The sequence below is a fragment of the Erythrobacter sp. Alg231-14 genome, from assembly GCF_900149685.1.
Taxonomy (GTDB): domain Bacteria; phylum Pseudomonadota; class Alphaproteobacteria; order Sphingomonadales; family Sphingomonadaceae; genus Erythrobacter.
On sequence record NZ_LT702999.1, the window covers coordinates 2,780,258 to 2,807,157 of the forward strand.

The following is a 26,900-nucleotide window of genomic DNA, read 5'->3' on the forward strand; positions in this document are numbered from 1 at the left end:
TGATTAATAGCGGTAATGGTCTGGTTTGAACGGTCCAGCCGCCGGAACGCCGATGTAATCTGCTTGTTTCTGGCTCAACTTGCTCAGCTCAACACCCAATTTTTCAAGGTGCAACGCGGCAACCTTTTCATCGAGATGCTTTGGCAGAACGTAGACGTCGTTCTCATACTCATCCGACTTGGTGAACAATTCGATTTGAGCCAGCGTTTGGTTGGTGAAGCTCGCGCTCATCACAAAGCTTGGGTGACCGGTGGCACAGCCCAAGTTCACCAAACGGCCTTTGGCAAGGATCAACAACGATTTGCCATCGGGCATGGTCACCATATCGGTGCCCTCTTTGATTTCCTTCCACTCGTAATTGTCGAGAGCAGAGATCTGAATTTCACTATCAAAGTGGCCGATGTTGCACACGATAGCCATGTTCTTCATCGCCTTCATATGTTCGCCGGTGATAACGTCTTCGTTGCCGGTGGCGGTGACGAAGATATCCGCACGCTTTGCGCCTTCTTCCATCGTGACCACTTCGTAGCCATCCATGGCCGCTTGCAAGGCACAGATTGGGTCGACTTCGGTCACCATCACACGGGCGCCGCCATCGCGCAGCGACGCAGCCGATCCCTTACCAACATCGCCGTAACCCGCGACACATGCGACCTTACCTGCCAACATAACGTCGGTTGCACGGCGGATCGCATCAACCAAGGATTCCTTGCAACCGTAAAGGTTGTCGAACTTCGATTTGGTCACGCTGTCGTTCACGTTGATCGCAGGGAAAGGCAATTTGCCTTGTTTGGCGATCTGATAAAGACGCATAACGCCTGTGGTGGTTTCTTCAGAAACGCCTTTGATGTTCTGCACCGATTTGGTGAGGTAACCCGGCTTTGCAGCGACATAGGCTTTCAATGCGCGTTGGAATTCGATTTCTTCGGCATTCGCAGGCGCTGGCATCTCTTCGCCCGCTTCAAGGCGCGCGCCCCACAATGCGAACATCGTCGCGTCACCGCCATCATCCAAGATGATGTTGGTTGTGAGGTCGAGGTCGCTGTCGGTGGACCAATCGAAAATGCGGCCAACATAATCCCAGTAATCGGCGAGCGTTTCACCCTTGATCGCGAACACTGGAATGCCTTGGTCGGCGATCGCGGCGGCGGCGTGATCTTGGGTTGAGAAGATATTGCAGGTCGCCCAACGCACATCCGCGCCAAGAGCGACAAGCGTTTCGATCAAAACGGCGGTCTGGATCGTCATGTGCAAAGACCCGGTGATCCGTGCACCTTTCAACGGTTGTGCCGCGCCGTATTCTTCGCGCAGAGCCATAAGGCCCGGCATCTCAATTTCAGCAATCCCGATTTCATCATGACCATATTGCGCAAGGGCAATGTCTTTGATGATGTGCTCTTGGGTGGGGGCGTTGCCCGATGCTGTCTTGGCCATGAGAGTCTCCGATAGGGTAATATTATTACGCGCCCCTAGCGATCTCCCCGCGGACAATCAAATATAAAGTTTTCTTTATATCTCTATGTGCACCACCACCATCTCCATTAGGCGCCCTACCCCCGCAGCCAATTCGGTACGCGTTCCCGATCCGATTGTTCCGCTTGCCCCCCATCATCCGACATGGCCTGCGGTTCATTCAATGCACGTCGTGCCTTTGCAGGGTTGTGATGTGTGCTTGTCGGTTGCCGCGCTTCGGATTCGCCGGGATTGCGGTTGCTTTGCTCTGATGGTGCCACGGCCTGTGGTGCGTCAGAGAATTGGGTTTCGACTTGTGGGGGGCTATGCACAGCAGGCGCGGTTTGGCCAGGTCGCGAAGACGCAGTCCATTGCGCCACAAGAGGCGCATCGGCTTTTTCATCCAGCAACCGACCCGCCATTGCTGCCAATTGAGCGCGATCTTGGCTCATCGCCAATTCTAACGTTGCCTGCTTTAACTCAGGGCATCCCATGGTTGGGTGCCCATCCCCGTATTGATTGGCAATCGCCACACCCATCCGGTCCAGTTCCCGGTGGCTGCCGTCTTCCCCGTGCGATGCGACCAAATTGTGGGTCAGATGTTGGCTTGCCTCTTCGAGGTTTTGGCGATGCGCGGCGGCGAACAATTCGTATTCACCCCGGAAATCATGCCCGCTTGTCCGGCACCTCAACGATGTGACCATCAACATGATGTTGAGGCTGCGGATGTTTTGTGCATTGTCGATGATCGGGCTTATGTATTCGCCGTTGAACGATGGCGTGATCGGTTGAGGGCCGCTCTGCGCAAACGCGCCCGTCGTCGCGGTCATCATCGCGGCGATCGCGACGCCTTTGACAAAAGGACCGATTGAATTGCTGTGCATGCGCATATCTTGCTCTCCCATGGCTTTTCCAACCCACCGGAACACAAACTATCCGCCTAGGTTTACCCGAAGTTCAAGACCCACAGTAAAGCGAACTTAACCGCGTTTTGCCGCGTCCTTATCCATTGCCGCCGCGATCCAAGTGCCTATATTGGGCCCACAACTGATGGAGAAAACAATGACGATTTCTGTAGGCGACAAGCTTCCCGATGTAGCCTTGGTCAAAGCAACCGCCGAAGGTCCCGAACAGGTTCAGGCCACCGATTATTTCGCCGGCAAGAAAGTCGCGCTTTTCTCTGTACCCGGCGCGTTCACACCCACTTGCTCGGCCAAACACCTGCCCGGTTTTGTCGAAAAGGCCGCTGATCTGAAAGCCAAAGGCGTTGACGAAATTGTCGGCACCGCGGTCAATGACGCCTTTGTTATGGGCGCGTGGAATTCGGCTGCTGGGTCGGACGACATTACTATGTTGGCCGATGGCAATGCGGATTTCGCCGAAGCCGTTGGCCTGACCATGGATGGCTCTGGTTTTGGTATGGGCAAACGCGGTCAGCGTTTCTCGATGGTTGTGAATGACGGTGTCGTCGAACAACTCAACGTCGAAGCGCCCGGCGATTTCAAAGTCTCCAGCGCAGAGCACATGCTCGATCAGATGTGATCGCTCGCTCGAAAGTTAGACCTAACGACATCATTGCGCGCCTCCGGCTATCGCTAAGCCGGGGGCGCGTTTGATTTTGGGCTATCACCCAGATCGAGAATACGCCTCTTTCACCCACGCTTTCACTTCATCGTCAAAATCTTCGACGCTTTCCAACCGGACCCGGTGCGAACACATGGCGTTGTATGTTTCCAAACGCCCTTGTGCCGCATCCCCTTTCAACGCGAGGCCAAGATCAATCCGACTTTTCGTAGCAGGGGTGATGAGCGTGAATTGCTTTTTGCGCCTAAGACTGACGCTGGTCTTTTTGGGCGCGACTTCGACATCATCGCCCAATGACTGAGCAAAAGCCACGATCGCGTCGTAGATCGGCTTTAACGCCTCTTTTGCGCCGGAATATTGATCGGCGACCGGATCGGTGGGCGCCTGGTCCCCGGCATTGGCTTTCAACGCCTCTGCCGCAATGAGATTGGCGAAACCATGGGTTACGCCATGATCGCCCTTTAACATCGCCAAGATCTTGCCGTGTTTGTCCAAGCCCGATGCGGCAATCACCGTCATCCAGTCGGCCATGGATTTGCCGGTCTTTTCTGGCACATTGGCCAACATCGTCGCGAGTTGTTTATCCACTGTCGACATTGCACACTCCCTGATTGGGGCAATGTATAGCGCCAGAGGGATCGATCAAGTTTCCGCAGGGATGGCGTAAGTCACCGTGGATTGCGCGGCGAGAATGGCAGGATCATCGGACCAAATCCGCACATCAACCGTTGCGAGCCGGCGGCCCAGTTTTATAAGCTGTGCACCGGCAAAGAACGGTTTTGCCGGCAAAGCGCGCAGGAAACTCATATTAAGGTTGCTGGTCACCGCCATCGGAACGATTCCGATATGGGCGAGGATCACCGCATAGGCAGCGCGATCCGCAATCGCCATTTGCGTCGGACCCGAAACGATGCCGCCGGGCCGCAACATGGTTTCATCAGGTGTTTGCCTCAATTCAACAACGCCGGGATCAACCCGCACGAATTGCACCGCCCCGCTGTTCTGTCCGGGAAAGGCCTCGACAAAGAAGTCGGCCAATTGCTGAGCCGTAAGAACCGGCTTGTAAGGTGAAGACGTCATCGCGCGAACAGTGCTACGAAATGACGCCTACCTCAAGCCGGTGCTTTAAAAGCCCATCAGACTCATAACTTCCTTGCGGCTGCGATGATCGTCGAGGAAACACCCCATCATGCGGCTGGTCAGCATTTCCACTTCGTGCACTTTAACCCCGCGTCCAGTCATGCATCCATGTTCCGCCTCAATCACAACGGCGACGCCGCGCGGTTCTAGGTTGTTCCAAATGCACTCCGCCACTTCAGCGGTTAGCCGTTCTTGAACCTGCAAACGGTTGGCAAAGCCATGCAGCACGCGGGCGAGTTTAGAGATGCCGACGATCTTCTTATCGGGAAGATAGGCAATGTGCGCTTTGCCGGTGATCGGCGCCATGTGGTGTTCGCAATGCGAATGAAATGGGATGCCCTTCAAAAGGACGATCTCGTCATAACCGCCCACTTCTTCGAAAATTCGGCTTAAGTGAACAGCGGGGTCCTCTTGATTGCCCTGACAATATTCAAGCCACGCTCGGCCGACGCGTTTGGGGGTGTCGAGCAAGCCTTCGCGTGTGGGATCATCGCCTGCCCAGCGCAAAATAGTGCGGACCGCTTCCTGCACGTCTTCGGGAACATCTGGTTTACTCAATGGGTTCTCCGGGTCAAATTCGTCGTAATCATGCACGTTCAAGTAGTTCATGGCACTGTCTTTCTTAGGCATCCAGGCAGAGCCGCAAATGGACCCTTCCCATGGTTTATCATGATCCTAAGAGTAAAAACCGATTTAGCATCAAAGGGTTCCGTGCAAAATTTGCACGCCAACCGCTTCACCGCATTCACAATCGTTCAGAGCCTCTCCCTACCGCCAATATATAGAGCACGGTCATGGGATTTCACCCCCAATCCCCTGATCCGGCTCCATAAACCTGTATCAATGCGTAAACTGAATCCGCCGCTTTCGCGTGCCCTGATGGTGATCGGGACGATCCAACAAAAAAACCCACCCTCAGCAGAGGATGGGTTTTCTTGGCGCGCCAGGAAGGATTCGAACCTCCGGCCGCCTGATTCGTAGTCAGGTACTCTATCCAGCTGAGCTACTGGCGCGCGGTGAAGGGGCACATAGCATCCGCCGCGCGCTTGGCAATAGCTGATTGTGGGTTCTTTCTAATCTGACCCCTATTGCGAACACCGCGCTATAGCGCGCGCCGCTCCATTCATCCGCGATCCGCGCGTCAAGGATTGCCAAAAAGCCGCCGCGCCAATTCCTGATCCAAAGGCGGTTTGTCCAAATTCGCAATCTGATCGGGCGTAAATCTTTCGATTCGTCCGCCTTCCAATGCGCGGGCCTCACCTTTCCAATCGGCGATTGTGTAAAGCATTATGACAATCGGAGAACGCCCGTTTGCCCGCGCCGACAGGCCCCGTTCCTCGGCAAATCCGGCCGGCTCACAATCTCTGACGCTGACCTCTATGCCCAGCTCCTCGTGCAGTTCCCTTACTAAAGCTTTTACTGGAATTTCAGTATCTTCGACCTTGCCACCCGGGAATTCCCATAGGCCGCCGTGATCCTTTTCCAAAGGTCTACGATGCATAAGCCATTTGTCTTCGGAAATGCGAAGTGCCCCTGCAACCACATAGGTCGGTCCCCATGCTTCACGTTCTACCATGTCGGATTTTTTTCCATTTTGTTGGCTCTCATCAATCTTTTCTTAACCCCGCGCGGCGATTTGTAACTCATCAGGAACGTAAGTGACGGGTGACCTCATGAAATTGACGCCATTCCTTAAGCACATTTGGAACGACAATTCAGGTGCCACTGCCGTTGAATACGGACTGATCGTGAGTTTGATCGTGATCGCCATGATTGGTGCTCTCCAGGGCGTAGCCCAGGCGACCATCGAAACATGGAGTGAAGTTGAAACCGCGTCTGTGGAGGCGATGGACGGTTCATAAATTTGAAAGGTTCCAAATTAGGAATTTATCAAGAGCTATTCATTAATTCAAAAAATGTCCGGGCAATCCAATTGGCTGGACACGGGTACCGAAGACCAAAACCAGGAGACTACAAATGAAATTTTTCAACAAAATGGCTCGTGACGAGCAAGGCGCGACTGCAATTGAGTACGGCCTTATCGCTGCTTTGATCGCTGTTGCTGCAATCACCGCAATGGGTTCACTGGGTAACACCCTTTCGGACACATTCTCGGAAGTTCAAACTGAAATGGAAACTTAAGTCTTAACGGCTTAATTGACCAAAAAGAGAGCGGCGGGGTTTTGCCCCGCCGCTTTTTTTGTGTCTGCAATCCGTGATTGTCGAAACGCGCGCCTTAATGCAGCGTTGTGCAGCGTCGCGACGATCCGGGCGCACAGCCCGAACAATCACCGTCCGCGAACGACGATTTTCACTTTTTGACCCGCGATCAATCCTTCATTTGCGCTCAATCCGTTCAACACGCGGAATCGGGCTACCTGCCCATCATCATATGCCATGCGACGCGCCAGACCCGCAACGGTGTCACCGCGTTGGACCGTGACCACATCAAGCCGGCGTGGAATCACTTGAGCCGCTTCGCTTGCGCTGATCCTGCGCATGGACTGGAACATGGATGAAAATGTATTGGCGCGCCCCGCCGGCGTAATCGCAGCGAAGTGATAGGCGCGGTTGCTCGCAAATTCATACGCGAAAATCGTCACATCGACTTGGGAATTGCCGTTGTTGACGCGCGCCTGACCATAGGCGGCCGGAATGCCATTCACAGTCGTGCGTTCAATGCTCTGCGGCGTTAGATTGTTGTTTTCGCCGCCCAATTCGGTGAATTGCCGACGAATATAGCTATCCAGATCGCCGTTATACGGTGCCAATGTCAGCTGCGCCTGTCCGCTTTGGCCGTTCACACTCACCGCGCTGGACGAGTTGACCATGTAGAAACCCTGAGGTGCGGCAAATGTCAGCCGCAATTCTGGGTGGATGAAGTTGCGCCCCTCGATCACGCCTTGTTCGGGATCATCACCATAAAGCAGGCCATCGATCCGTTGCAGGAATGTGTCGCGATTCGTGACTGTACCGGGGAGCCCTTGCGCAGCACCTAGCGCGCGCTGCACCCGACTGGCCGGATCGGGGTGAGTCGATGCCCATTCCGGAACGGTAGCGTTGTCGCGACCCTGAAGTTGAGCATCCAAGCTGTTTTGAGCAGCAAGACTTGCCAAAACTGTGCCCATAGCCCGCGGATCGTACCCGGCTTGGGTCAGATATTGGATACCCAAATCGTCCGCCTGCGTTTCCTGTGATCGCGAAAAGCGCAATGTTAAAAGCTGCGATCCTTGGAGGAAGCTGCGCGAAAGGGTTTCGCCAACGCCGCTATCGCCCAACAATATTGAGCTGCCGATGGCGCCAAGCACTCCCAAAATTGAATTGCGTTGAGCGGTTTGTTGGCGGCGTTGCGAATGACGTGCTGCGACGTGGCCGACTTCATGGCCCATTACGCCGGCCAATTCCGCCTCATTGTTCATCAATGTGACCAATTGGCGCGTCGTATAAATGTACCCGCCCGGCACCGCAAAAGCGTTGTTCACCGGAGAATTCAAAAGGCTAACGGTGAAACTTTCACGCGCATTGCCAAGGCCCGATTGAACGGCAATGTTCTTGCCAACTTGCTCGACATATTGCGCCTGAGATCCTGTCATTGCGCCGCCAAATTGCGCCAACAATTGCGGGTGATATTCCGCGCCCTGCTGTGCCTCTGTCGTTGTGATCGGTGTGGATGCCGACGGGATGGAACCCCCGCCCATGCAACCGCTTAAAACCAATGCAAGCGGCGCTGCACCTGCGACGAGGTGCCTTTTCGTGATCATCGCTTTTGTAATTCTGGCCATGCGTTCTCTCCCGCAAAAGTTCCGCCGCGCCCCACCGCCAACGGCTTTTTGTACGAGATCAACTATCGGGAATGTAGGCCACGGGGGCAAGCCCCCCGCACGTCATCCACCCAATTGCAAGAACCGCTCTTCGCGCATCCGCTTCAATGTTTCGCTGTCCATTTCACTCAATTTATCAAGCTCTTCGGTCAGGACATTCGCAAGGTTTCGGGCCATCATTTGCCCATCGCGGTGGGCGCCCCCGATAGGTTCTTTTACAATTCTGTCGATCACGTTCAGCCGCTTTAGGTGCTGGGCGGTGATTTTCATGGCTTGCGCGGCTTCGGATGCTTTTTCCGATGTGCGCCAAAGGATCGATGCACAGCCTTCGGGTGAGATCACCGAATAGACCGAATGTTCGAGCATCAAGACGCGTTCCGCACTGGCCAAAGCAACGGCTCCGCCGGAGCCGCCCTCACCCACGACGACCGCAACCATTGGCACCGGTAAGGCAAGGCAGGCTTCCGTCGAACGGGCGATGGCTTCGGCTTGGCCGCGTTCTTCCGCCTCAATTCCCGGAAACGCACCCGATGTGTCGACCAAGGTGACAACCGGAAGACCAAATCGACCTGCAAGCTCCATCAAACGGATCGCTTTGCGATACCCTTCGGGTTTGCCCATGCCAAAATTGTGTTTGATCCGGCTGTGTGTGTCGTGCCCTTTTTCGTGGCCGATCAACATCACGCGCCGTCCAACGCCATCCGGGCCATTCAGTTTGGCAAAGCCGCCCATGATCGCTTCGTCTTCACCGTAACACCGATCGCCGCCCAAAGGCATGAAATCGGTGAAGGCGTGTTTGACATAGTCGCGGAAATGCGGACGCTGCGGATGCCGAGCAACTTGGGTTTTTTGCCACGGAGTCAACGAGGCATAGGTGCTCGCCAACAATTCCGCGCTCTTGCCCTCAAGACGCTCAATCTCAGATGCCACATCAACCTGGTGATCTGCATCAACGCCGCGCAATTCTGCAATGCGGTCTTGAAGGCTGGAAACCGGTTTCTCGAATTCGAGGTAAGAAATCATGTCAGAACCGCTAATCGGAACGCTCGCGTGTGGCAAGCGGGTGTCGTGAATTTACAAGCTCCACCAACCGCGCCGCATCGACGTGGGTGTAGATTTGTGTGGTCGCAATATCGGCATGACCAAGCAGTGTTTGAAGCACCCGAAGATCTGCGCCACCCTCCAACAAATGCGTGGCAAATGCGTGACGTAGGACATGCGGGCTGATGCCGGTTGGATCAAGATTGGCCCGTGCGGCAAGCTCTTTCAGCAATTGAAAAAGGCGTACCCGCGACAGGTGCTTTCCACCGCGTGATGGAAAAAGAAATTTTGACGCTGGATCGCTGGGACGAATCTCAATCCACCGCGACAATGCCATTTGCGCCCGTTCGCTAACCGGGACCATGCGCGCCTGACCGCCCTTGCCCATCACAGTTATCATCGGCGCATCTCGCGGCACAGCGGATAGCGGCAATCCCACAAGTTCCGTCGCACGGAGGCCCGATCCGTAGAGCATTTCAATGAGAGCCAATTGCCGGACAGCGGCGGGTTTACCGGTCGATGCCTCCAATTCCGCGCGCGACATCAACGTTTCAACCGCATCATGCCCCAACACTTTGGGAAGCGGCCGTCGGGTCCGTGGTTTGGGCAAAGCGCCAGAGGGATCGTCCTCGCGCCATCCTTCGTCCAACGCGAACCCAAAAAACTGACGCAAGGCGGATGCTTTGCGTGCCACCGTGGATGGGGCCAATGCAGACCAAGCGCCGGCCAGCTTTTCGATTTGTGCACGATCAACCTTGGCCAGTTCTCCGACCACCTCTTCGGCACCGTCCAAATCCCGACGATAAGCGGACACAGTGTTTGCCGCCGCGCCGCGTTCTGCGGCCAACATATCCAGAAACGATTGAACCGCCGCCGACATCAGCGCCTCGTCAAATCCGCGCAACCGCCTCTGCGGCTATCAAGCGAGCCTCGGCCTCCATGCCCACTTGGCGCAAAGCAGATACGACATGATAGAGGTGCAGCGGGGTCATCTGGGACCATTGTTCCCCTTGCATGCCTAGGCCGGCGAGCATCGCCACCATGGTTGGGTTTCGCACCTCTGCAGCGCGCCCAATAACGCGGGTCCAGCGGGTGATGCGGCCCAGATCTGCGCCATAATTGTTCGCGTCGGCCATGCTCAAACGATCAAGCCCAGCCAATCCGGCGACAAGAAAGGCCGATTTCATCGCCTCTTCGCTGTCGTCGCCGCCGTAGAATGCGTCCACCCCTTCGATGGTCGCGTTGCCGCCGTTGGGATCAGACAGAGCAATCAACGCCCACGCCAACGATCCCGGCTCCACAACATCACGCCAAGCCGCCGCATCGCGATCAAGCCCGGCCGTCAACATGGATGCGATCAAATCACCGGCGTCATCGGCATTTTCGGCCGAGGGTGCGATCCGCGCCGCAGCATAGGCGGTTAGGATTTGGCCAGAGAAGCCCGCATCGCCCTCTCCCCAAAGCCCTTTCATCGCGGCAATGCGCGTGTTCGCATCGGTGCCGACAAACGCCTCACGCAAGCGCACTGCACGCTGTGTCGCGACGCCGCTGATGGAATTGTCGGAATAGACTTGTGAATACAGGTCAACCATCGCCGAAGCTGACAACACGCCGCGGCTCGCCGCGACTTCGGCATATTGCGCCCTTGTTGAAAGCGGTAACATCGGCGCAGACGCTGCAGAAAGCGGGTAATACACACCGCGCGGCCCAGAAAGCGCGCTTTCCAACAAAGCAGCCGGAATGGTGTCGCCGACCGCGTTGGCAATCGCAAAACGCCATGGGGTCAATTCTTCTACGCCATCCCAACTTACAGTGGTGCCGCCGCGCCCACGGCCGGCCGCACCGGCGTAACGCTGGGCCAGCAAAATATCGATTTCCGGCGCAATTTCATCATTTTGCGCACCATTCAATTGCGATCCGGCCAGCGCACCTTCACCCGCATAGGCGTTGCAGATGGCCTGCATCATCACCCATTCGGGATTTTCACGCGATGATCCCTGCAAACGAACCGCCGGACACGCGCCAACCAAATCCGATGACGCAATATAAGCGGTCAACGCTTGGCTGGTCATTGCCTCAGACCAATTGCCCGTGTCGACATCCTGAACAAGCCCGCGCGTGACAGCATATTCGCCAATTGAATTCAGAACGCCCGCACGCAAGGTCGCAAATTCGACCGGGTCCATGCCTTCGGGTGCGGCCAGACGGCTCGCCATGGTGCGGCGCGTCAGAATGTGCCCCCACCGCGACACGATCGGCCCGCGCATCCCTGCGAGAATGGCGCGGACCAGATTCTCCGGTTGATTGGCAAGACCGGCAATCGGCAAGCCGCCTTCTTGTGGAGAAATCACGCCCACTTGCGCCAATGATCGACGGGCAGCTGGAGGAATGTCGAATTTCGGTTTTAGCCCCAACAGATCATCCAGCTGATCAGTCGAAAGGTCTTCCAGCTCTTCGAGCGATGGCAGCCCGGATAGCTCATCCTCGGACAATTGCGGCGCAGGCGGAATATTGCCGGGCAAAGGAGCGCCCGGAGCCGGCGCAGGGCCCGTCGCCGGTCCTGTCGCTGGGCCGGTTACAGGTTGTGCGGGGCCGACCGGCGCAACCGGAGGCGCTACGGTTGGCGGAGGCGCAGGCGTTGGTGCGGGAATTGGATCATCGAATCCAGGTGGCAGCAGCGATTCGGGCGCTTCCTGCGCGCTAACCCAAGATGCCGCGACCGCGCCGAGGCACGCCACCGCCAAAGCCACCGATGTTGTTCCCGTGGTCAAAACACCGCGTTTCATCATTCTTCACCCGAATTGATGGAATTGCCGCCCGCCTGAGGCAGCGCAATTTGTTGTTCGATAGGTCGGATCGGCTCTTCGCCGCCGTCAATATACGCGATCACCAACAAGACGACCACCGCCAAAACGCCATAGATCGCCCACTTGCGACCACCGGTTTTCGCCGCGGTGTCCGACAGTTCAAGTGGGAGAATGCGTTGTTTAGACATGTTGCGCGCGCTCTACCCCATCTATAGGCGATGGGGCAATGACCGCGAACGTGCCTTTGACCCAAACCGATATCGCCGCAATTTCAAGGCGGCTCGACCGACCTGTTGTGTTGGTCGGTTTAATGGGCGTGGGCAAATCCACCGTGGGACGGCGGCTCGCAAGCATGTTGAATCGCGACTTTGTTGATGCCGATGATGCCATCGAACAGGCCGCCCAACGATCCATCCCAGAGATTTTTGATGAATTTGGCGAAGGGTATTTCCGCGATGGAGAGCGCCGCGTAATCGGACGCCTGATCGAAGAGAGCACCGGCGTCATTGCGACCGGCGGCGGGGCGTTCGTTGACACCGAAACGCGGCAAATCATCTTGGAACGCGGTCTTGCTGTGTGGATCGATTGCGATATCGACACTCTGGTTGAACGAACATCGCGCCGCAACACGCGCCCGTTGCTGCGAAATGGTGATCCTCGGAAGATCCTGACCGATTTGATGGGCGCACGACAACAATTCTACGCTCAGGCCCCCATTCGGGTTGAGAGCCATGACGGCCCGCACTCCGACACTGCGCGCGCAATTATTGAGGCAATAGACGAATGGCTGTGATTGATGTGGCGTTGGCCGGGCGCGCTTACGATGTGACGATAGAGGCGGGGTTGTTGGACCGGATTGGCGAATGGGCCACCGATTACCTACCCGCGCCCGATCGCAAAGTGCCGTTTGTTGCGGATACAAACACGCATCGAATCTTTGCTGAACGCGTAGACAAAGCACTTAACTCCGCCGGGCACACGGCCGATTGGTTCGTCGTGGAGCCCGGTGAAGGCGCAAAGAGCTGGGCGGTTTTGGAACGTTTGACCGATTGGCTTTTGGCCTTGGGCGTCACCCGATCGGATCGTGTTTTTGCCTTGGGCGGCGGGGTTGTCGGTGATTTGACCGGCTTTGCTTGCGCCGTGATGAAACGCGGATGCGGCTTTGTTCAAATCCCGACCACCTTGTTGGCACAAGTGGACAGTTCGGTCGGTGGTAAAACCGCGATCAACACCGGTGCCGGCAAGAATTTGATCGGTGCCTTTCACCAACCGTCCGCCGTGTTAATCGATCCATTGGTTTTGAACACATTGCCCGATCGCGACATGCGCGCCGGTTACGCCGAAGTGATCAAATACGGCGCGCTTGGCGATATCGGCTTTTTCGAATGGCTGGAAAAGAACGCAGCCGATGTCCTGGCGCGGGAACCGGTGGCTCTATCACACGCGATCGCCACCAGCATCCGCGCAAAAGCAAAGATCGTCGCAGAGGATGAGCGCGAAACGACCGGCGTGCGCGCTTTGCTGAATTTGGGCCACACATTCGGCCATGCTTTGGAGGCGGAAACCGGCTTTTCCGACCGACTTCTCCACGGCGAAGCGGTCGCACTTGGGATGGTTTTGGCGGCGCGTTATTCCGCCCGTCGTGAGGAAATGACAGCCGTCGATGCCGACCGTGTGGAAACCGCCATTGCGGCGTCCGGCCTTCGATCAAAAATCACCGAGTTGCAGATGCGATGCAACGGCGAACGCTTGGTCGATCACATGCGGCACGACAAGAAAATGGAAAGCGACCACCTGCCCTTCCTGCTGCTGAAAGGGATTGGCGCTGCCTATATGGCGCGCAACGTCGCATTGTCTGATGTAGCCGCGTTTCTTGATGCGGAATTGGAGCGCGCATGACCCAATTTATCGATCTTTCCATTCCGATCACCAATGACGTGATCTCAGACCCCGAAGTGATGCGCCCCAAAGTCACTTATATGACGCATGAGGACACATGGGCCCAAATCGCCATGTTTTTTCCCGGCCTAGAAAAAGACGATCTGCCCGATGGAGAAGGGTGGGCTGTCGAAATGCTCGAATTGTCGACGCACAACGGCACCCATATGGACGCGCCGTGGCATTACCATTCCACCACCAATGATGGCGCGGCCCCCGCACCCAGCATCGACGAAGCGCCGCTGGATCGATTCTTTCGGCCCGGCGTAAAGTTGGATTTTTCTCATTTGCCCCACGGCCATGTCGTCACCGCGGCCGAATTGGAGGCTGCCTTTGCAGCGATTGAATACACGCTTCAACCGCTCGACATTGTGTTGATCCAATCGGGCGCAATTTACGGCACAGACAATTTCACCGATCAAGGCGTGGGTCTGGGCGCAGAAGCCACCTTGTGGCTAACGCAGCGCGGCGTCGAAGTTGTAGGCACCGATGCGTGGAGTTGGGATGCTCCGTTCAGCCACACGGCGAAGAAATGGGCCGAAACAGGCGATCCATCGATCATTTGGGAAGGCCACAAGGCGGGACGAATCCGCCCCTATTACCAAATCGAAAAGCTAACCAATTTGGAAAACTTACCCGCGCATGGCTTCACGTTCAGCTGTTTCCCAGTGAAAATTGAACGCGCCAGCGCCGGTTGGATACGCGCGGTTGCGATGCTCGACGGGTAAGGTCGTACGCCCGACCAATCGTCGGGTCCGGATGTTCGCGCTTAGCCTGCGGGTCGTTGGATTTTTGTGACCTTGTCGGAAATATTGGCAAGCTTTGCGCCCTTACCGGCCGCTTCCTCTGCCATCATTTCATCGTGTTCACCAAACAGACGCTCAATCTCCAACCGCCGGTCCAAAATCGTGTGCGCGATCCCGGGTGCCAAGCTTTCGCCGTCGCCGATTTGACCCAGCAATGCCGCCAGATCGCTTTCGGTTGCCTCCCGGCCCGTTTTGAAGAAGTTCCCTTTCCGGTCGAAATAACCGGTGCCTTTTTTAGCCACATTCGATCTCCCTAAATGGGGTCGCCGCAACCGTCCAAGAACGCGACAAACCCGATTCGGTAAGAAGATCGTCCCTTAATCAGGGCGCATTTGCCAGTCATGGTGTGGACAAACCCGCATCCATGCATGAAATTGTCGGATCAATACAAAACCATGCGCAGGTTACCCTAGTCTTGGGCACCTAAGATTGCGGCGAAGGCTAAGATTGTAAGGCGCTGTCTACGCCGAAACCGTCAATCCAATTCCAAAATCACTGCATCAACAGCAAGGCTTTCACCTTCTTCGGCGTTGATTTTGGCGATGGTAGCCTCTTTTTCCGCGCGCAGGATGTTTTCCATCTTCATCGCTTCGACCGTGGCAAGCGGTTGACCCGGTTGAACCGTTTCCCCCTCGCTCACATGCAGTTTCACCAGCATGCCCGGCATTGGACAAATCAGCATCTTGGAAAGATCGGGCGGCTCTTTCTCGATCATATGACCGGCCAGCGGCGCAACGCGCGCAGGCAACACGATCGCTTCGTGTGAAGCCCCACGGGTGGTCATCCGCCACCGCACACCCACGCGTTCAACCTGAACCGCCATATCGTGGGTTTCGGAACCATCGCCGGTGACCATTGCGATCGGCATGCCGACTTCCCAATCCCACGTGCCCCGAACGTTCTCGCCGTCAACTTCGGCGCCGCCTTCTTCAAGCGTGACATCAAACGCGCGATCGCCGATTTTCACCATCCAATCAGAAGGCGGATTTTCGGCTGAGTTCAATTGACCTGAAATTTGGCGCGCACGCACTTGGCTGGTGAATTCAGCGCCCGCAAACAGCGCCGCCATTTGACGCATCAACGCGTCATTGGCCGGGGCACCGACGAATCCATCGGGATATTCTTCCGCGATAAAACCAGTGGTCAATTCGCCTGAACGGAACCGCTCATGCTGCATAATCGCGCTAAGGAAATCGACATTGTGGCCCAATCCCTTGATCCGAAAACGATCAAGCGCCTCAATCTGAAGGTCAGCGGCACCTTCGCGAGTTGGCGCCCATGTGATCAATTTTGCGATCATGGGATCGTAAAACATGGACACTTCGCCGCCTTCAAAGACGCCATCGTCTACGCGCACACTGCCTGCGCCATGGGCCACACCGCGGCGCGCTTTGCCCTGCACTTCGCCGTCATCGGTCCAACCGGGAACCGATGGGGAATAATGCACAAGCCGTCCGGTTGATGGCAGGAAGCCGCGATAGGGATCTTCGGCATAGACGCGGTTTTCAATCGACCACCCATCAATACCGATGTCGTCTTGCGTCATGGAAAGCGCTTCGCCTGCCGCAACGCGGATCATCTGTTCGACCAGATCGATGCCCGTGATCGCTTCTGTGACAGGGTGCTCCACCTGAAGACGTGTGTTCATTTCGAGGAAATAAAAGCTTTCCCCGGTCGGATCCGCTCCGCTCACGATCAATTCAACCGTGCCGGCCGAATGGTAATCCACCGCGCGGGACAAGGCGACAGATTGTTCGCCCATCGCTTTGCGCATTTTGGGGGTCACGAATGGCGACGGTGCCTCTTCGACGACTTTTTGGTGACGCCGTTGGATCGAACATTCTCGTTCATTCAGATACAGAATGTTGCCGTGTTTATCGCCAAGGATTTGGATCTCAATATGGCGCGGGTTTTCGATGAATTTTTCAATGAAAACGCGATCATCGCCAAAGGAGTTTAGCCCTTCGCGTTTGGTGGCTTCAAAGCCTTCGCGCACGTCCTTTTCAGACCAAGCAAGCCGCATACCTTTGCCGCCGCCTCCGGCGCTGGCCTTCATCATCACCGGGTAACCGATGTCGTCGCTGATCTCGACGGCGTGATCGGTGTCACGAATTTCGCCGACAAAACCGGGGACCACATTGACGCCCGCGGCCTTTGCCAGTTTCTTGGATTCAATCTTGTCACCCATCGCGGCAATCGCACCGGCAGGTGGGCCGATAAAGGCGATGTTTTCTGCGGCCAAGGCTTCGACGAAGCTAGCGCGTTCAGAGAGGAAGCCATAGCCCGGATGCACCGCTTCCGCGCCGGTTTCTTTGCACGCGGCGATGATCTTTTCAGGGATCAAATAGCTTTCTGCCGCAGGCGACGCACCGATATGCACGGCCTCATCCGCCAATCGTACGAACGGGGCGTTTCGATCTGCATCGGAATAGACCGCCACGGTGGCGATCCCCATTTTCTTAGCTGTCTGAATAACGCGGCATGCAATTTCGCCGCGATTGGCAATCAGAATTTTCGAAAACAAATCGAGGCTCCAAAATTGGCAACTTAACTGTGGCAGCAGCCTATGCCGCCTTACCCCGCACCAATCAACCTATCGGAAGTGGGGTTGCAGCGCGGGGATCGAAGGCAAAATTTACAATGAGGCGAGCGCCTGATCCAAATCCGCCTTTATGTCGTCAATATGCTCAATGCCCACAGACACACGGATGACATCGGGACCGGCTCCGGCTGCGACCAATCCTTCTTCGTCAAGTTGGCTGTGTGTGGTGGAGGCGGGATGAATGATAAGCGAGCGTGTGTCACCAATATTGGCGAGGTGGCTGAACAGTTTCACGTTCGTCACGAGCCCTTTGCCCGCTTCAAATCCGCCTTTCAGCCCAAAGGTGAAGACGGCCCCACCGTGCCCGCCGAGATATTTCTGAGCGTTGGCATGATACTCGCTTGAAGGCAGGCCAGCGTAGCTAACCCAAGCGACCTTTTCATGGCCCTCCAACCATTGGGCCAGAGCCAGCGCATTGGCGCAATGCCGCTCCATTCTAAGATGCAGTGTTTCCATCCCAGTGAGCGCCAAAAACGCGTTCATCGGCGCCATGGCCGGACCAAGATCACGCAATCCAAGAACGCGGCACGCAATGATGAATGCAATTGGGCCAATCGGCTCCAATGCATCGACCAAAATCGCCCCGTGATAGGACCCATTGGGCTGGGTTAGAGATGGGTATTTGTCGGCTTGCGCCTTCCAATCGAAATTGCCGCTATCGACGATCACACCGCCAACCGCATTGCCGTGACCGTTCAGAAATTTGGTGGTCGAATGGACCACAATATCCGCCCCGTGTTCAAACGGGCGGCACAGCGCCGGGCTGGCCATGGTGTTGTCCACCATCAACGGGACACCGCCTGCGTGGGCTATGTCTGCGATCGGCCCAATATGGCTGACCACACCGCCGGGATTGGCGAGGCTTTCGATGAACACTACGCGCGTTTTGTCATCCATCGCGGCGCGCACGTTCTCTGGATCATCCGCATCAACAAAACGCGTTTCCCAACCGAATTTCTTGAACGCTTCGCCCAATTGATTGAGCGATCCGCCGTACAATTTCTTGGCGGCTACGATGTTGCAGCCCGGTTCCATCAATGTGTGAAACGCGATCAATTGTGCCGCGTGGCCCGATGCAACGCCCAGCGCGCCAACGCCGCCTTCCAACGCTGCGACTTTCTTTTCTAATGCATCGTTCGTGGGGTTCATGATGCGGGTGTAGATGTTGCCGAATTCCGCCAGTGAAAACAGGTTCGCCGCGTGATCCGGGCTGTCAAAAACATAGGATGCGGTTTGATAGATCGGCGTGATCCGCGCATTGGTTGTCGGATCAGGGGCCGTGCCGGCATGAACGCTTAGAGTTTCGGGACGGGTGTCGGGCGGCAAATCGGTCATCAGGGTAGCTCCACAAGTTCGCGTAATTGTTTGGTGCGCGCCTCAGTCAGCGCGGTTTTGCACGTCGAAGTCAGCAAGGGTTCCAAGCTGCCGCCACGGGCATAATACCCTTCGCTGCGGCAGTGGGCATCGCGATAGGACAGCCATGCGCGCTGCGCCTCCAATAAGGTATCGAAATAGCCGGGGCGATCGTCACCATCGTTGTACCGGGCAAAGTTCGCATCGCGTTCGCGCATCGCGTCGCGGGTGATCTGCCATTGTGCGTTGAGTTCCGCATCCGCGATCAGGAAATCACGAAAAGCGCAGATGTTCATCTCCATCTGAATACCCTGTTCCGCCGCTTCGGCGTTGCAGACGGGCAGATCGTCGTTGATCCCCATCAACAACAGCGCGGCGATCGTATGAACAGCAATCATAAGGCGTTCCTTTGTGCGGCAAATCCGGCCAGAGCATCAGCATAGGCAGGCGCGCCGCGCCGGTCACCCTCCCCCGCAACAAGATTTTGTGTAGCCTTGGCAAGCATGGCGATGTTTCCGTCCGTCAACGTACCCAAGGGGTCGACATAAATGCCTATCGTGAAAAGGATTGCGCCTGTTTTTGGCAGTCGTCGCAATGTTTGACGTTCGGAGCGCACAAACAATGTATCGCCAGCGTTCGCCGACGTGACATGAGCAAAAGCGTCTAGAGGGGAGCGGGTTTCGAGCCATCGCCGCTCACCCGTGGCGGCGATAAACCAATTGCACCGCCCATAAATCGCGCCGGGTTTGAGCGTTTCCATAAACCGATCCACGCCCGTCGCCAGCTGCGCCTCATACCCTGCAATCGGTGCATGGAGCGCGCGCAAGGGCAGGCCAATTTTGTCTTTTGGGTGCCAGTCAGAAGGCCATGCGACAGCAGCTCCGATCAGCCGATAGACCTCTTCATCGTCCCGCAGGGTCAGCAAACACATGTCTTCGTGCGACGCCGCCGCGGCCTCTGGCAAACCGCCTTCAACGCCGATCATTCCGGCCAATTCGCGTCCCGGCGCGTCAGCCTCTGGTGTAAGCTGCACGCCCTCTGACCAGTCGGAAAAACCCGCACGGCGTGCGGATAGGTCGGGAACAGGTTGTAGCCATTCGTCTTCGCTCAACCGGACAAGGCCCATGCGCAATTGTCCGCCGCCGCGCGCTTTCGGCAAAAGAGCATCGACGCAAAATCCAAGCGCGCTTTCGCTCAATGCGCCCTCACCCCGCCTTTGGACCGCTTTGGTCACAGCGCAATTCGAAGCCAAATTCCTCCAACCAATCGGCTCGTGTTGGGAGCAGGAATTGCAGCGCCTCCGGCAAAAGGCCGTGCAACGAGGTGGCATGTTTCAAATCGCTGCGCCGGTCGGAAAAACACCATGGTTGATCGGTCGGCATTGCGCCGATGGCGCGCATGACGCCGCTTTCAGTGGCGCCGCCTTCGTCAGCCAAAGAAATATAAAGCGCAGGTCGCACAGGGTCGCCGGCATCAAACCGGTTCGAAAGGCTTTCTTCGTCCCATTGAAGGCTGGGCGAAATCGCCGCATATCCTGCAAAAGCGGCGGGCGTTTCGATCCACGTTTCAACCACGAAATGTCCGGCCGCGCTTTCCCCCACCAAATACGCCCCGTCCGTACGATACCGTTCGGCAATGCGCGGCATCACCGCGTTCACCAACCAGTTACGGAAAATCGCGCTGTCCCCGGCGGTCGGGTAACGACCCGCCTCTGCATCATTCCGTGTTGGCGGAAGCAGTTCGCGTTGCCGATCTTTCGTTTCGACCCCGACCCAAATCACCGACTGACTTCGGCCCCATAGGCGGTTCCAACCGGCTATGCCTGCACCCATCATCAAATCCTGATCCAATGCCCCATCGAGCATATAAACAACCGGCCAAACGTGATCAGGATGGTCGTTATAGTCCGGCGGCAAAATGACATTCACCGCGCGGTCTTCGTCCAGAATATGGAACGTGGCGGTTTCACCGATGGTCAGCGGTGCAAAATCACCAACAGGTTGCAGCACCAACAGCGTCGCGGCGAAGGCGCTGATCACTCGGCGGGCTCGCTAACCGTGTTTTGTTGTGCAAGGGTGCCGTTCGCCATAGCACGCGCGGGTTCCTCCTGCTGCAGAGCGGTTAGGCCCAGTTTCGCAAACAGAGCCCCATCGCTGTCATCACCCGCATTGGGCGCGGTGAGCAATTTGTCGCCGGTAAAGATCGAGTTCGCACCCGCCAGGAAGCACAATGCCTGCGTCGCTTCGCTCATGCTTTCGCGGCCCGCAGAAAGCCGGACCATGCTCATCGGCATCGTGATGCGCGCGACCGCGACCGTGCGAACAAATTCGATATCGTCGATCTTTGCCATCGGCGTGTCGGCGAGCATATCGCCCAAAACAGTGCCTTTTACCGGAACCAACGCGTTGACCGGCACGCTTTCGGGATGCGCCTCCAACGTGGCGAGCGTGTGGATGAAGCCCACCCGATCATCGCGTGTTTCGCCCATACCGACGATCCCGCCGCTGCACACATTGATGCCCGATTTGCGGACGTGATCCAACGTATCAAGGCGGCATTGAAAATCGCGTGTAGAAATCACCCGCTCATAATATTCTGGGCTGCTGTCGATGTTGTGGTTGTAATAGTCGAGGCCCGCTTCGGCGAGCATGTCGGCCTGATGCGGCTCCAACATGCCAAGCGTCATGCAGGTTTCCAGCCCCATGTCGCTAACGCCTTTAACGATCTCTACAATCGCGGGCATGTCGCGGTCTTTCGGATTGCGCCATGCTGCGCCCATGCAGAACCGCTGGCTTCCCGCATCCTTGGCCTGCGCCGCGCGTTGCAACACCGCCTGAACATCCATCAACTTGGTCGCTTCAACGCCGCTATCGGCTTTCACCGACTGAGAGCAATATCCGCAATCTTCGGGGCAACCGCCGGTCTTGATCGACAGCAGCGTGCACAGTTGGATTTGCTCCGGCGGATGGTTCTCGCGGTGGACGCTGGCCGCTTGAAACAACAGCTCTGTGAAGGGCAGATTGAAAAGGGTCGCGATTTCATCGCGGGTCCAATCGTTGCGGATGGTGCTCATGTCGTCTTCCTTGCCAGATACACGCCTGCTGCCATCAACATGATGCCAGCGATACGGCGCACCGTGATTTCTGTTTTGATCGCGCCCCATAGGCCATAGTGATCAATCGCCGCTGCGGCCACCAATTGGCCAAGCAACACGAAGAATACCGCGTTACCGATCCCCATCTTTGGCCCTGCCCATGTGATCGAGAGGATATAGAACAGGAAAAATGCCCCGCCCAAATAGAGGATGGGCCTGTCTAACGTGAAGCTTTGCGCGGCAGGGACATTACCTGTAAAAAGCATCAAATTGCCGGCAATCACTGCGGCAACCCCAAGCAAGATCAGGCAAGCGGCAATCGGGCTGCCCAGTTGGGCGCCCAACCCGCCGTTTAATGTGGCCATAATGGGGATGCCGATGCCCGATAAAAACATCAGCAGAGCGAGCGCGGCGAATGTGTCAGTGGAAAGGTTCATTTGACCCCGCAACGCAAAATTGTTTTTCCGCAGCTCACTGGAAATGCACACGAGAAAGATGCATCATGCCGACCGAAATGGCAGCAACAGCGATCAATGGTGCCGCGCGATAGAAACCCTATAATTGTCCGCTGTACGCAAGCAAGAGTGGAACTCCGATTATCGAAGCAAACCGGCTGTGTGCCTTCCACACTACTCGGCTGCCTCATCAAGCCCTTCACCAAGCGGCGGCATATTGTGCCCCAACAGCGTCAGAATATCCGCCGCGCATTCGACCACGTTTGATCCGGGACCGTAAATCCCCTGTACGCCTGCTTCGCGCAGGAAGTCGTAATCTTGCGGAGGGATAACGCCGCCCGCAGTAACTTTGATGTCGCCGCGACCCGCTTCTTTTAGTAAGCGGATGAGTTCTGGGATCAACGTTTTGTGGCCCGCGGCGAGGCTAGATGCGCCGACCACATCCACGTCCTTGCGCAGCGCCATATCTCGCGTTTCTTCGGGTGTTTGGAACAAGGGGCCTGAGACAACTTCAAAACCCATATCGGCAAAGGCCGATGCGATTACATTGGCTCCGCGATCGTGACCGTCTTGGCCCATTTTGGCGACCATTATCCGCGGCTTTCGGCCCAACCGCCGTTCCACCGCGTCCACACCGCCGGTAACCTGGGCCCAACGTTGGTCGAATTCATAGGCAGTTTTGTAAACCCCGCTCACCGGTTTTGGTGTTGCGTCGTGACGGCCAAATGTCTGTTCCATCGCCGCCGAAATTTCGCCCAATGTCGCATCGTGGCGCGCGGCCTCCACCGCTTTGCCCAACAGATTGACGTCGGCCATCTTTTCAAGTTCGGCGATTTTTGATGGAGGCAATGGAATGCCGTTTTCATCTCGACCGCTTGCGACGGCTTCGCGGTGGGTCGCCGGGTTCGCAGCCGCCGCCTCAGCCAATGCCTGCAACGCCGCCTGACATGCGGCTTCATCGCGACCTTCGCGCACTTTGGCGATGCGTTCGATCTGACTTTTGCGCACGGCGGCGTTGTCGATGTCGAGCGTGTCGATCTGCTCTTCCTTGGCGAGCTGATATTTGTTCACGCCGACGATAACAGTTTCGCCTTTGTCGATACCGGTTTGTTTCTCCGCCGCCGCGCGCTCAATCGCGGCCTTGGGCGCGCCGGTCGCAACGTATGCGGTCATGCCGCCAGCTGCATCGACTTCTGCAATCAGTTTTTCCGCCTCTTCAACCAGTGTCGCGGTCAACGCTTCAATATAGTGCGATCCACCTAAGGGATCGACGACATTGGTGATGCCGCTTTCCTCTTGCAGGACCAATTGCGTGTTCCGGGCGATGCGAGCGGAGAAGTCCGTCGGCAGCGCGATGGCTTCATCCAATGCGTTGGTGTGCAGCGATTGGGTTCCGCCCAATGTTGCGGCCATAGCCTCAATCGTGGTGCGCATCACGTTGTTGTATGGATCTTGTTCCTGCAACGACACGCCGCTGGTCTGACAGTGTGTGCGCAGCATTTTGGACCGGTCTGATTTCGCGCCCAAACCGTCCATCACATTATACCACAACGTGCGCGCGGCGCGCAGCTTGGCGATCTCCATGAAGAAGTTCATGCCGATCCCGAAAAAGAATGAAAGTCGGCCAGCAAACGCATCAATATCAAGGCCTGTCGCCATCGCTTTTTCGGCGTATTCCTTGCCATCCGCGATGGTAAAGGCGAGCTCTTGAACCGCTGTCGCCCCGGCTTCGTGCATGTGATAGCCGCTGATGGAAATGCTGTTGAATTTCGGCATGTTGGCCGATGTGTATGCGATGATATCCGAAACAATCCGCATGCTGGGTTCGGGCGGATAGATGTAAGTGTTCCGAACCATGAACTCTTTTAAGATGTCGTTCTGGATCGTGCCCGAAAGCTTCTCCGCGCTCACACCCTGACGTTCGCCTGCGACGATATAGAATGCGAGGATAGGAATAACCGCGCCGTTCATCGTCATAGAAACCGACATCGTGTCGAGCGGAATTTGATCGAACAGGATCTGCATATCAGCGACCGTGTCGATCGCCACGCCGGCTTTACCAACATCGCCGGTGACGCGTTCGTGATCGCTATCATAACCCCGGTGCGTCGCGAGATCGAAGGCTACCGATAGCCCCTTTTGCCCCGCAGCCAGATTGCGGCGATAAAATGCGTTGGATTCTTCCGCCGTGGAGAAACCCGCATATTGCCGGATCGTCCATGGCCGCCCCGCATACATTGACGCTTTTACGCCGCGGGTGAACGGCGCAAATCCGGGTAGCCCGGCATCAAAATCCGCGTGGTCGTCCTTGGTATAAAGCGGCTTGATCGCGAAACCTTCTGGTGTTTCCCAGGTAAGGTCGCGCCCCTTGCTCTCTTTATCGGCTAGGGCTTTCCAATCGGCGGGGGTCGGTTTTTCAGTCATGCACGCCTCTAAGCACAATCGCTGGGTGAACGAAACCTAGCAAGCTTGATGGGATGCGCGACGCCGCGTTCAATGATCCTTTGGCGTTTCCATAATTTCCGTCAGCATGCCCTGCATGTCTTTGGGATGAAGGAAAAAGATCGGCGTGCCATGCGCACCAATGCGCGTTGGGCCAAGGATGCGTTTGCCCAACGCATCAAAGTCGGCGCGCGCGGCTTCGATATCGGGCACTTCGAAACAGACATGGTGCTGGCCGCCGGCCGGATTCTTCGCGAGGAATCCGTTGATCGGCGAGCTTTCATCATAGGGTTCGATCAACTCAATCTGAGTGCCGTTCAAACCGGTGTCAGTGGGCGTGTCGACAAAACACACCTTTACCCCTTGTTCGGGCAGATCAAACGGTTCGGTGATGGCCGTCGCGCCCATCACATCGCGATAATGCACTATGGAATCCGCGATCGAAGGCGTCGCAACGCCAATATGGTTTAACCGGCCAAGTTTCATCGCACATCTTCCCAATTCAAAAGATTAGACCCAACAACGCAACCAAGGCGCAAACGGCGCCGATCGTGCAAAATATTCCGATGTCGAGCCAAGAGTGAAACACCACCTCTTTCGTCTCGCCATCGATGTGCCAATTTTCGGGATTTCGCCACGCGCCTACGACCATAAACGCGCAATACAGCGTCATCAAAAGCATGGCCCCGGTGAAGATCGCAACGAACATCGCGGGCAATGTGAGCGCAGATTTCTGCGTTGGCAATAGGGTCCTCTCCTACCACCGCGCATAACCTCCGCTAGGATCAGAGCGGAATGTTATCGTGTTTCTTCCACGGGTTCTCCAACACTTTGGTCCGCAATTTCCGAAGCCCAAGGGCAATGCGGCGGCGCGTGGAATGCGGGTGGATCACCTCATCGATATATCCGCGCGATGCGGCCACAAATGGGTTGGCAAAGCGGTCTTCGTATTCTTTGGTTTTTTCCGCGATCTTTTCCGCATCGCCGCGATCCTTGCGGAAGATGATCTCCACCGCACCTTTCGCGCCCATCACCGCGATTTCCGCTGTGGGCCATGCATAATTGAGATCACCGCGAAGGTGTTTTGACGCCATCACATCGTATGCGCCGCCGTATGCTTTGCGGGTGATGATGGTGATTTTGGGCACGGTTGCCTCAGCATAGGCGAACAGCAATTTCGCGCCATGTTTGATGATGCCGCCCAATTCCTGAGACGTACCGGGCAGGAAGCCGGGAACATCGACCAAGGTGACAATCGGAATTTCGAACGCATCGCAGAACCGCACAAACCGGGCGGCCTTTTTGGATGAATTGATGTCGAGCACACCGGCCAGAACCATCGGCTGGTTCGCGACAACACCCACGGTGCGCCCTTCGACCCGGCCAAAACCACAGATGATGTTCGCGGCGTGACCCGGCTGAATCTCAAAGAAATCGCCGTCATCCAGTACCTTCGAAATCACCTCATGCATATCATAAGGCTGGTTCGCATTGTCCGGGATCAACGTGTCGAGCGACACTTCTTCGCGGTCCCACGGATCATTTGTGGGGACCACAGGAGGATCTTCGCGATTGGACAGGGGCAGGTAGTCATAGAACCGGCGGGTTGCCAACAAAGTCTCTATATCGTTTTCAAACGCGATATCGGCCACGCTAGTCTTGGTGGAATGGGTGATCGCGCCGCCCAATTCTTCCTGTGTCACTTCTTCGTTGGTGACCGTTTTCACCACTTCGGGGCCGGTGACGAACATGTAAGAGCTGTCTTTCACCATAAAGATGAAATCGGTCATCGCTGGGGAATACACCGCCCCGCCCGCGCACGGTCCCATGATCAAACTGATTTGCGGCACGACGCCGCTGGCCAAGGCATTGCGTTGGAACACTTCGGCGTATCCGCCAAGACTGGCGACGCCTTCTTGAATCCGCGCACCGCCGGAATCGTTGAGGCCGATTACCGGCGCACCAACTTTCATGGCGGTGTCCATCACTTTACAGATTTTTTCCGCATGCCGTTTGGACAACGATCCACCAAAGACGGTGAAATCTTGCGAAAAGACATAGACCAACCGGCCGTTGATCGTGCCCGAGCCGGTTACAACACCATCGCCGGGAATCTTTTGCTCTTCCATGCCGAAATCGACGCAGTCGTGTTCGACATAGGTGTCGACCTCTTCAAAGCTGCCTTCGTCCAACAACACGTCGAGCCGTTCGCGGGCGGTCAGTTTGCCTTTGGAATGTTGAGCATCGATCCGCTTTTGCCCACCACCCATTTTGGCGGCTTCGCGACGGCGTTCCATTTCAGCAATATTGGCAGACATTCAATCAGGCCCTTTGGCATTGTTGCACACGTGACAAGTCCGTTGCC

At 56.4% G+C, this 26,900-nt stretch carries 29 protein-coding genes and 1 tRNA gene; 6 read left to right on the plus strand and 24 right to left on the minus strand.

From position 1 onward, the window contains the following. Positions 1-3 precede the first annotated feature (3 nt). Together ahcY and BQ8290_RS13340 are read right to left on the minus strand one after the other, a co-directional pair. A complete protein-coding gene (gene ahcY, locus BQ8290_RS13335; protein ID WP_108791092.1) occupies positions 4-1,434 on the minus strand; it encodes an adenosylhomocysteinase in 1,431 nt (476 codons plus the stop codon). A 116-nt stretch (positions 1,435-1,550) separates the two neighbouring features. Then, the gene (locus BQ8290_RS13340) at positions 1,551-2,357 is read right to left on the minus strand and encodes a hypothetical protein (RefSeq protein WP_108791094.1); all 807 of its coding nucleotides are present in this window, start codon (positions 2,355-2,357) and stop codon (positions 1,551-1,553) included. 157 nt (positions 2,358-2,514) lie between these two features. Between BQ8290_RS13340 and BQ8290_RS13345 the strand changes: the two genes are divergently transcribed. Further along, positions 2,515-2,994 carry a redoxin family protein gene (locus BQ8290_RS13345; RefSeq protein WP_108792416.1) on the plus strand — a complete coding sequence of 160 codons (480 nt, stop codon included), beginning with the start codon at positions 2,515-2,517 and terminating at the stop codon, positions 2,992-2,994. Between the two features lie 84 nt (positions 2,995-3,078). Here the strand turns inward: BQ8290_RS13345 and BQ8290_RS13350 are convergent, their stop codons facing one another. The 5 genes from BQ8290_RS13350 to BQ8290_RS13370 form a co-directional block, all read right to left on the minus strand. Continuing rightward, positions 3,079-3,633: a DUF5655 domain-containing protein gene (locus tag BQ8290_RS13350; protein ID WP_108791096.1), complete on the minus strand. Its 555-nt coding sequence runs from the start codon at positions 3,631-3,633 to the stop codon at positions 3,079-3,081. Between the two features lie 45 nt (positions 3,634-3,678). Then, positions 3,679-4,116, minus strand: a complete 438-nt coding sequence (locus BQ8290_RS13355; RefSeq protein WP_108791098.1) for a hotdog domain-containing protein — start codon at positions 4,114-4,116, stop codon at positions 3,679-3,681. A gap of 45 nt (positions 4,117-4,161) precedes the next feature. Continuing rightward, a complete protein-coding gene (gene folE, locus BQ8290_RS13360) occupies positions 4,162-4,785 on the minus strand; it encodes a GTP cyclohydrolase I FolE (RefSeq protein WP_108791100.1) in 624 nt (207 codons plus the stop codon). A 327-nt stretch (positions 4,786-5,112) separates the two neighbouring features. Then, positions 5,113-5,189, minus strand: a tRNA-Arg gene (locus BQ8290_RS13365). A gap of 128 nt (positions 5,190-5,317) precedes the next feature. Continuing rightward, a complete protein-coding gene (locus tag BQ8290_RS13370; protein WP_108791102.1) occupies positions 5,318-5,752 on the minus strand; it encodes an NUDIX domain-containing protein in 435 nt (144 codons plus the stop codon). A gap of 97 nt (positions 5,753-5,849) precedes the next feature. Here BQ8290_RS13370 and BQ8290_RS13375 point away from each other — a divergent pair, with 97 nt between their 5' ends. Further along, entirely contained in the window at positions 5,850-6,038 is a 189-nt protein-coding gene (locus BQ8290_RS13375; protein ID WP_108791104.1) for a Flp family type IVb pilin, read from the plus strand. A gap of 115 nt (positions 6,039-6,153) precedes the next feature. After that, complete coding sequence (locus BQ8290_RS13380) at positions 6,154-6,318, plus strand: Flp family type IVb pilin (RefSeq protein ID WP_108791106.1); 165 nt, start codon at positions 6,154-6,156, stop codon at positions 6,316-6,318. A gap of 146 nt (positions 6,319-6,464) precedes the next feature. Here BQ8290_RS13380 and BQ8290_RS13385 read toward each other — a convergent pair whose 3' ends face one another. From BQ8290_RS13385 to BQ8290_RS13405, 5 genes are all read right to left on the minus strand, one after another. Next, entirely contained in the window at positions 6,465-7,958 is a 1,494-nt protein-coding gene (locus tag BQ8290_RS13385) for a M48 family metalloprotease (RefSeq protein WP_337661408.1), read from the minus strand. Between the two features lie 102 nt (positions 7,959-8,060). Beyond that, complete coding sequence (locus tag BQ8290_RS13390; RefSeq protein WP_108791108.1) at positions 8,061-9,020, minus strand: acetyl-CoA carboxylase carboxyltransferase subunit alpha; 960 nt, start codon at positions 9,018-9,020, stop codon at positions 8,061-8,063. Between the two features lie 10 nt (positions 9,021-9,030). Next, positions 9,031-9,918: a tyrosine recombinase gene (locus BQ8290_RS13395; protein WP_108792420.1), complete on the minus strand. Its 888-nt coding sequence runs from the start codon at positions 9,916-9,918 to the stop codon at positions 9,031-9,033. Positions 9,919-9,928: 10 nt separating this feature from the next. Beyond that, positions 9,929-11,827, minus strand: a complete 1,899-nt coding sequence (locus tag BQ8290_RS13400) for a hypothetical protein (RefSeq protein WP_108791110.1) — start codon at positions 11,825-11,827, stop codon at positions 9,929-9,931. Beyond that, complete coding sequence (locus BQ8290_RS13405) at positions 11,824-12,033, minus strand: hypothetical protein (protein WP_108791112.1); 210 nt, start codon at positions 12,031-12,033, stop codon at positions 11,824-11,826. Before BQ8290_RS13405 ends, BQ8290_RS13400 begins: the two co-directional genes overlap by 4 nt. Before the next feature lie 38 nt (positions 12,034-12,071). On the opposite strand from BQ8290_RS13405, the gene BQ8290_RS13410 reads away from it, so the two are divergent. From BQ8290_RS13410 to BQ8290_RS13420, 3 genes are read left to right on the plus strand one after another with little or no spacing between them, the layout of a single operon-like run. Continuing rightward, positions 12,072-12,638 (plus strand): shikimate kinase, encoded by a 567-nt coding sequence (locus BQ8290_RS13410; RefSeq protein ID WP_108791114.1) that lies wholly within the window; start codon positions 12,072-12,074, stop codon positions 12,636-12,638. Continuing rightward, complete coding sequence (gene aroB, locus BQ8290_RS13415) at positions 12,629-13,744, plus strand: 3-dehydroquinate synthase (protein WP_108791116.1); 1,116 nt, start codon at positions 12,629-12,631, stop codon at positions 13,742-13,744. The genes BQ8290_RS13410 and aroB overlap by 10 nt, the downstream gene beginning before the upstream one ends. After that, the gene (locus BQ8290_RS13420) at positions 13,741-14,511 is read left to right on the plus strand and encodes a cyclase family protein (RefSeq protein WP_108791118.1); all 771 of its coding nucleotides are present in this window, start codon (positions 13,741-13,743) and stop codon (positions 14,509-14,511) included. The genes aroB and BQ8290_RS13420 overlap by 4 nt, the downstream gene beginning before the upstream one ends. 41 nt (positions 14,512-14,552) lie before the next feature. Here the strand turns inward: BQ8290_RS13420 and BQ8290_RS13425 are convergent, their stop codons facing one another. The 12 genes from BQ8290_RS13425 to BQ8290_RS13480 all read right to left on the minus strand — a co-directional run bounded on the left by BQ8290_RS13425 (position 14,553) and on the right by BQ8290_RS13480 (position 26,853). Next, positions 14,553-14,831, minus strand: a complete 279-nt coding sequence (locus BQ8290_RS13425) for a hypothetical protein (RefSeq protein ID WP_108791120.1) — start codon at positions 14,829-14,831, stop codon at positions 14,553-14,555. A 233-nt stretch (positions 14,832-15,064) separates the two neighbouring features. Beyond that, on the minus strand, positions 15,065-17,113 hold the full coding sequence (locus tag BQ8290_RS13430; protein ID WP_108791122.1) for an ATP-binding protein: 2,049 nt from the start codon (positions 17,111-17,113) through the stop codon (positions 15,065-15,067). A gap of 111 nt (positions 17,114-17,224) precedes the next feature. Further along, positions 17,225-18,526, minus strand: coding sequence for an O-acetylhomoserine aminocarboxypropyltransferase (locus BQ8290_RS13435; RefSeq protein WP_108791124.1), 1,302 nt, complete (start codon positions 18,524-18,526; stop codon positions 17,225-17,227). Then, positions 18,526-18,942: a lysozyme inhibitor LprI family protein gene (locus tag BQ8290_RS13440; protein WP_337661409.1), complete on the minus strand. Its 417-nt coding sequence runs from the start codon at positions 18,940-18,942 to the stop codon at positions 18,526-18,528. The genes BQ8290_RS13435 and BQ8290_RS13440 overlap by 1 nt, the downstream gene beginning before the upstream one ends. After that, a complete protein-coding gene (locus BQ8290_RS13445; RefSeq protein ID WP_337661410.1) occupies positions 18,939-19,778 on the minus strand; it encodes a heme-dependent oxidative N-demethylase family protein in 840 nt (279 codons plus the stop codon). The genes BQ8290_RS13440 and BQ8290_RS13445 overlap by 4 nt, the downstream gene beginning before the upstream one ends. Further along, positions 19,750-20,583: an alpha/beta hydrolase-fold protein gene (locus tag BQ8290_RS13450; protein ID WP_108791128.1), complete on the minus strand. Its 834-nt coding sequence runs from the start codon at positions 20,581-20,583 to the stop codon at positions 19,750-19,752. The genes BQ8290_RS13445 and BQ8290_RS13450 overlap by 29 nt, the downstream gene beginning before the upstream one ends. Further along, positions 20,580-21,617: a biotin synthase BioB gene (bioB, locus tag BQ8290_RS13455; RefSeq protein WP_108791130.1), complete on the minus strand. Its 1,038-nt coding sequence runs from the start codon at positions 21,615-21,617 to the stop codon at positions 20,580-20,582. The genes BQ8290_RS13450 and bioB overlap by 4 nt, the downstream gene beginning before the upstream one ends. Continuing rightward, positions 21,614-22,075, minus strand: coding sequence for a DMT family transporter (locus BQ8290_RS13460; RefSeq protein WP_108792424.1), 462 nt, complete (start codon positions 22,073-22,075; stop codon positions 21,614-21,616). Before BQ8290_RS13460 ends, bioB begins: the two co-directional genes overlap by 4 nt. A gap of 192 nt (positions 22,076-22,267) precedes the next feature. Continuing rightward, positions 22,268-24,517, minus strand: coding sequence for a methylmalonyl-CoA mutase (scpA, locus tag BQ8290_RS13465; RefSeq protein WP_108791132.1), 2,250 nt, complete (start codon positions 24,515-24,517; stop codon positions 22,268-22,270). 69 nt (positions 24,518-24,586) lie between these two features. Next, complete coding sequence (gene mce, locus BQ8290_RS13470) at positions 24,587-25,021, minus strand: methylmalonyl-CoA epimerase (RefSeq protein ID WP_108791134.1); 435 nt, start codon at positions 25,019-25,021, stop codon at positions 24,587-24,589. Between the two features lie 16 nt (positions 25,022-25,037). Next, a complete protein-coding gene (locus BQ8290_RS13475; protein ID WP_337661411.1) occupies positions 25,038-25,280 on the minus strand; it encodes a hypothetical protein in 243 nt (80 codons plus the stop codon). A 40-nt stretch (positions 25,281-25,320) separates the two neighbouring features. Next, positions 25,321-26,853, minus strand: a complete 1,533-nt coding sequence (locus tag BQ8290_RS13480) for a carboxyl transferase domain-containing protein (protein WP_108791138.1) — start codon at positions 26,851-26,853, stop codon at positions 25,321-25,323. Positions 26,854-26,900: the final 47 nt, after the last annotated feature.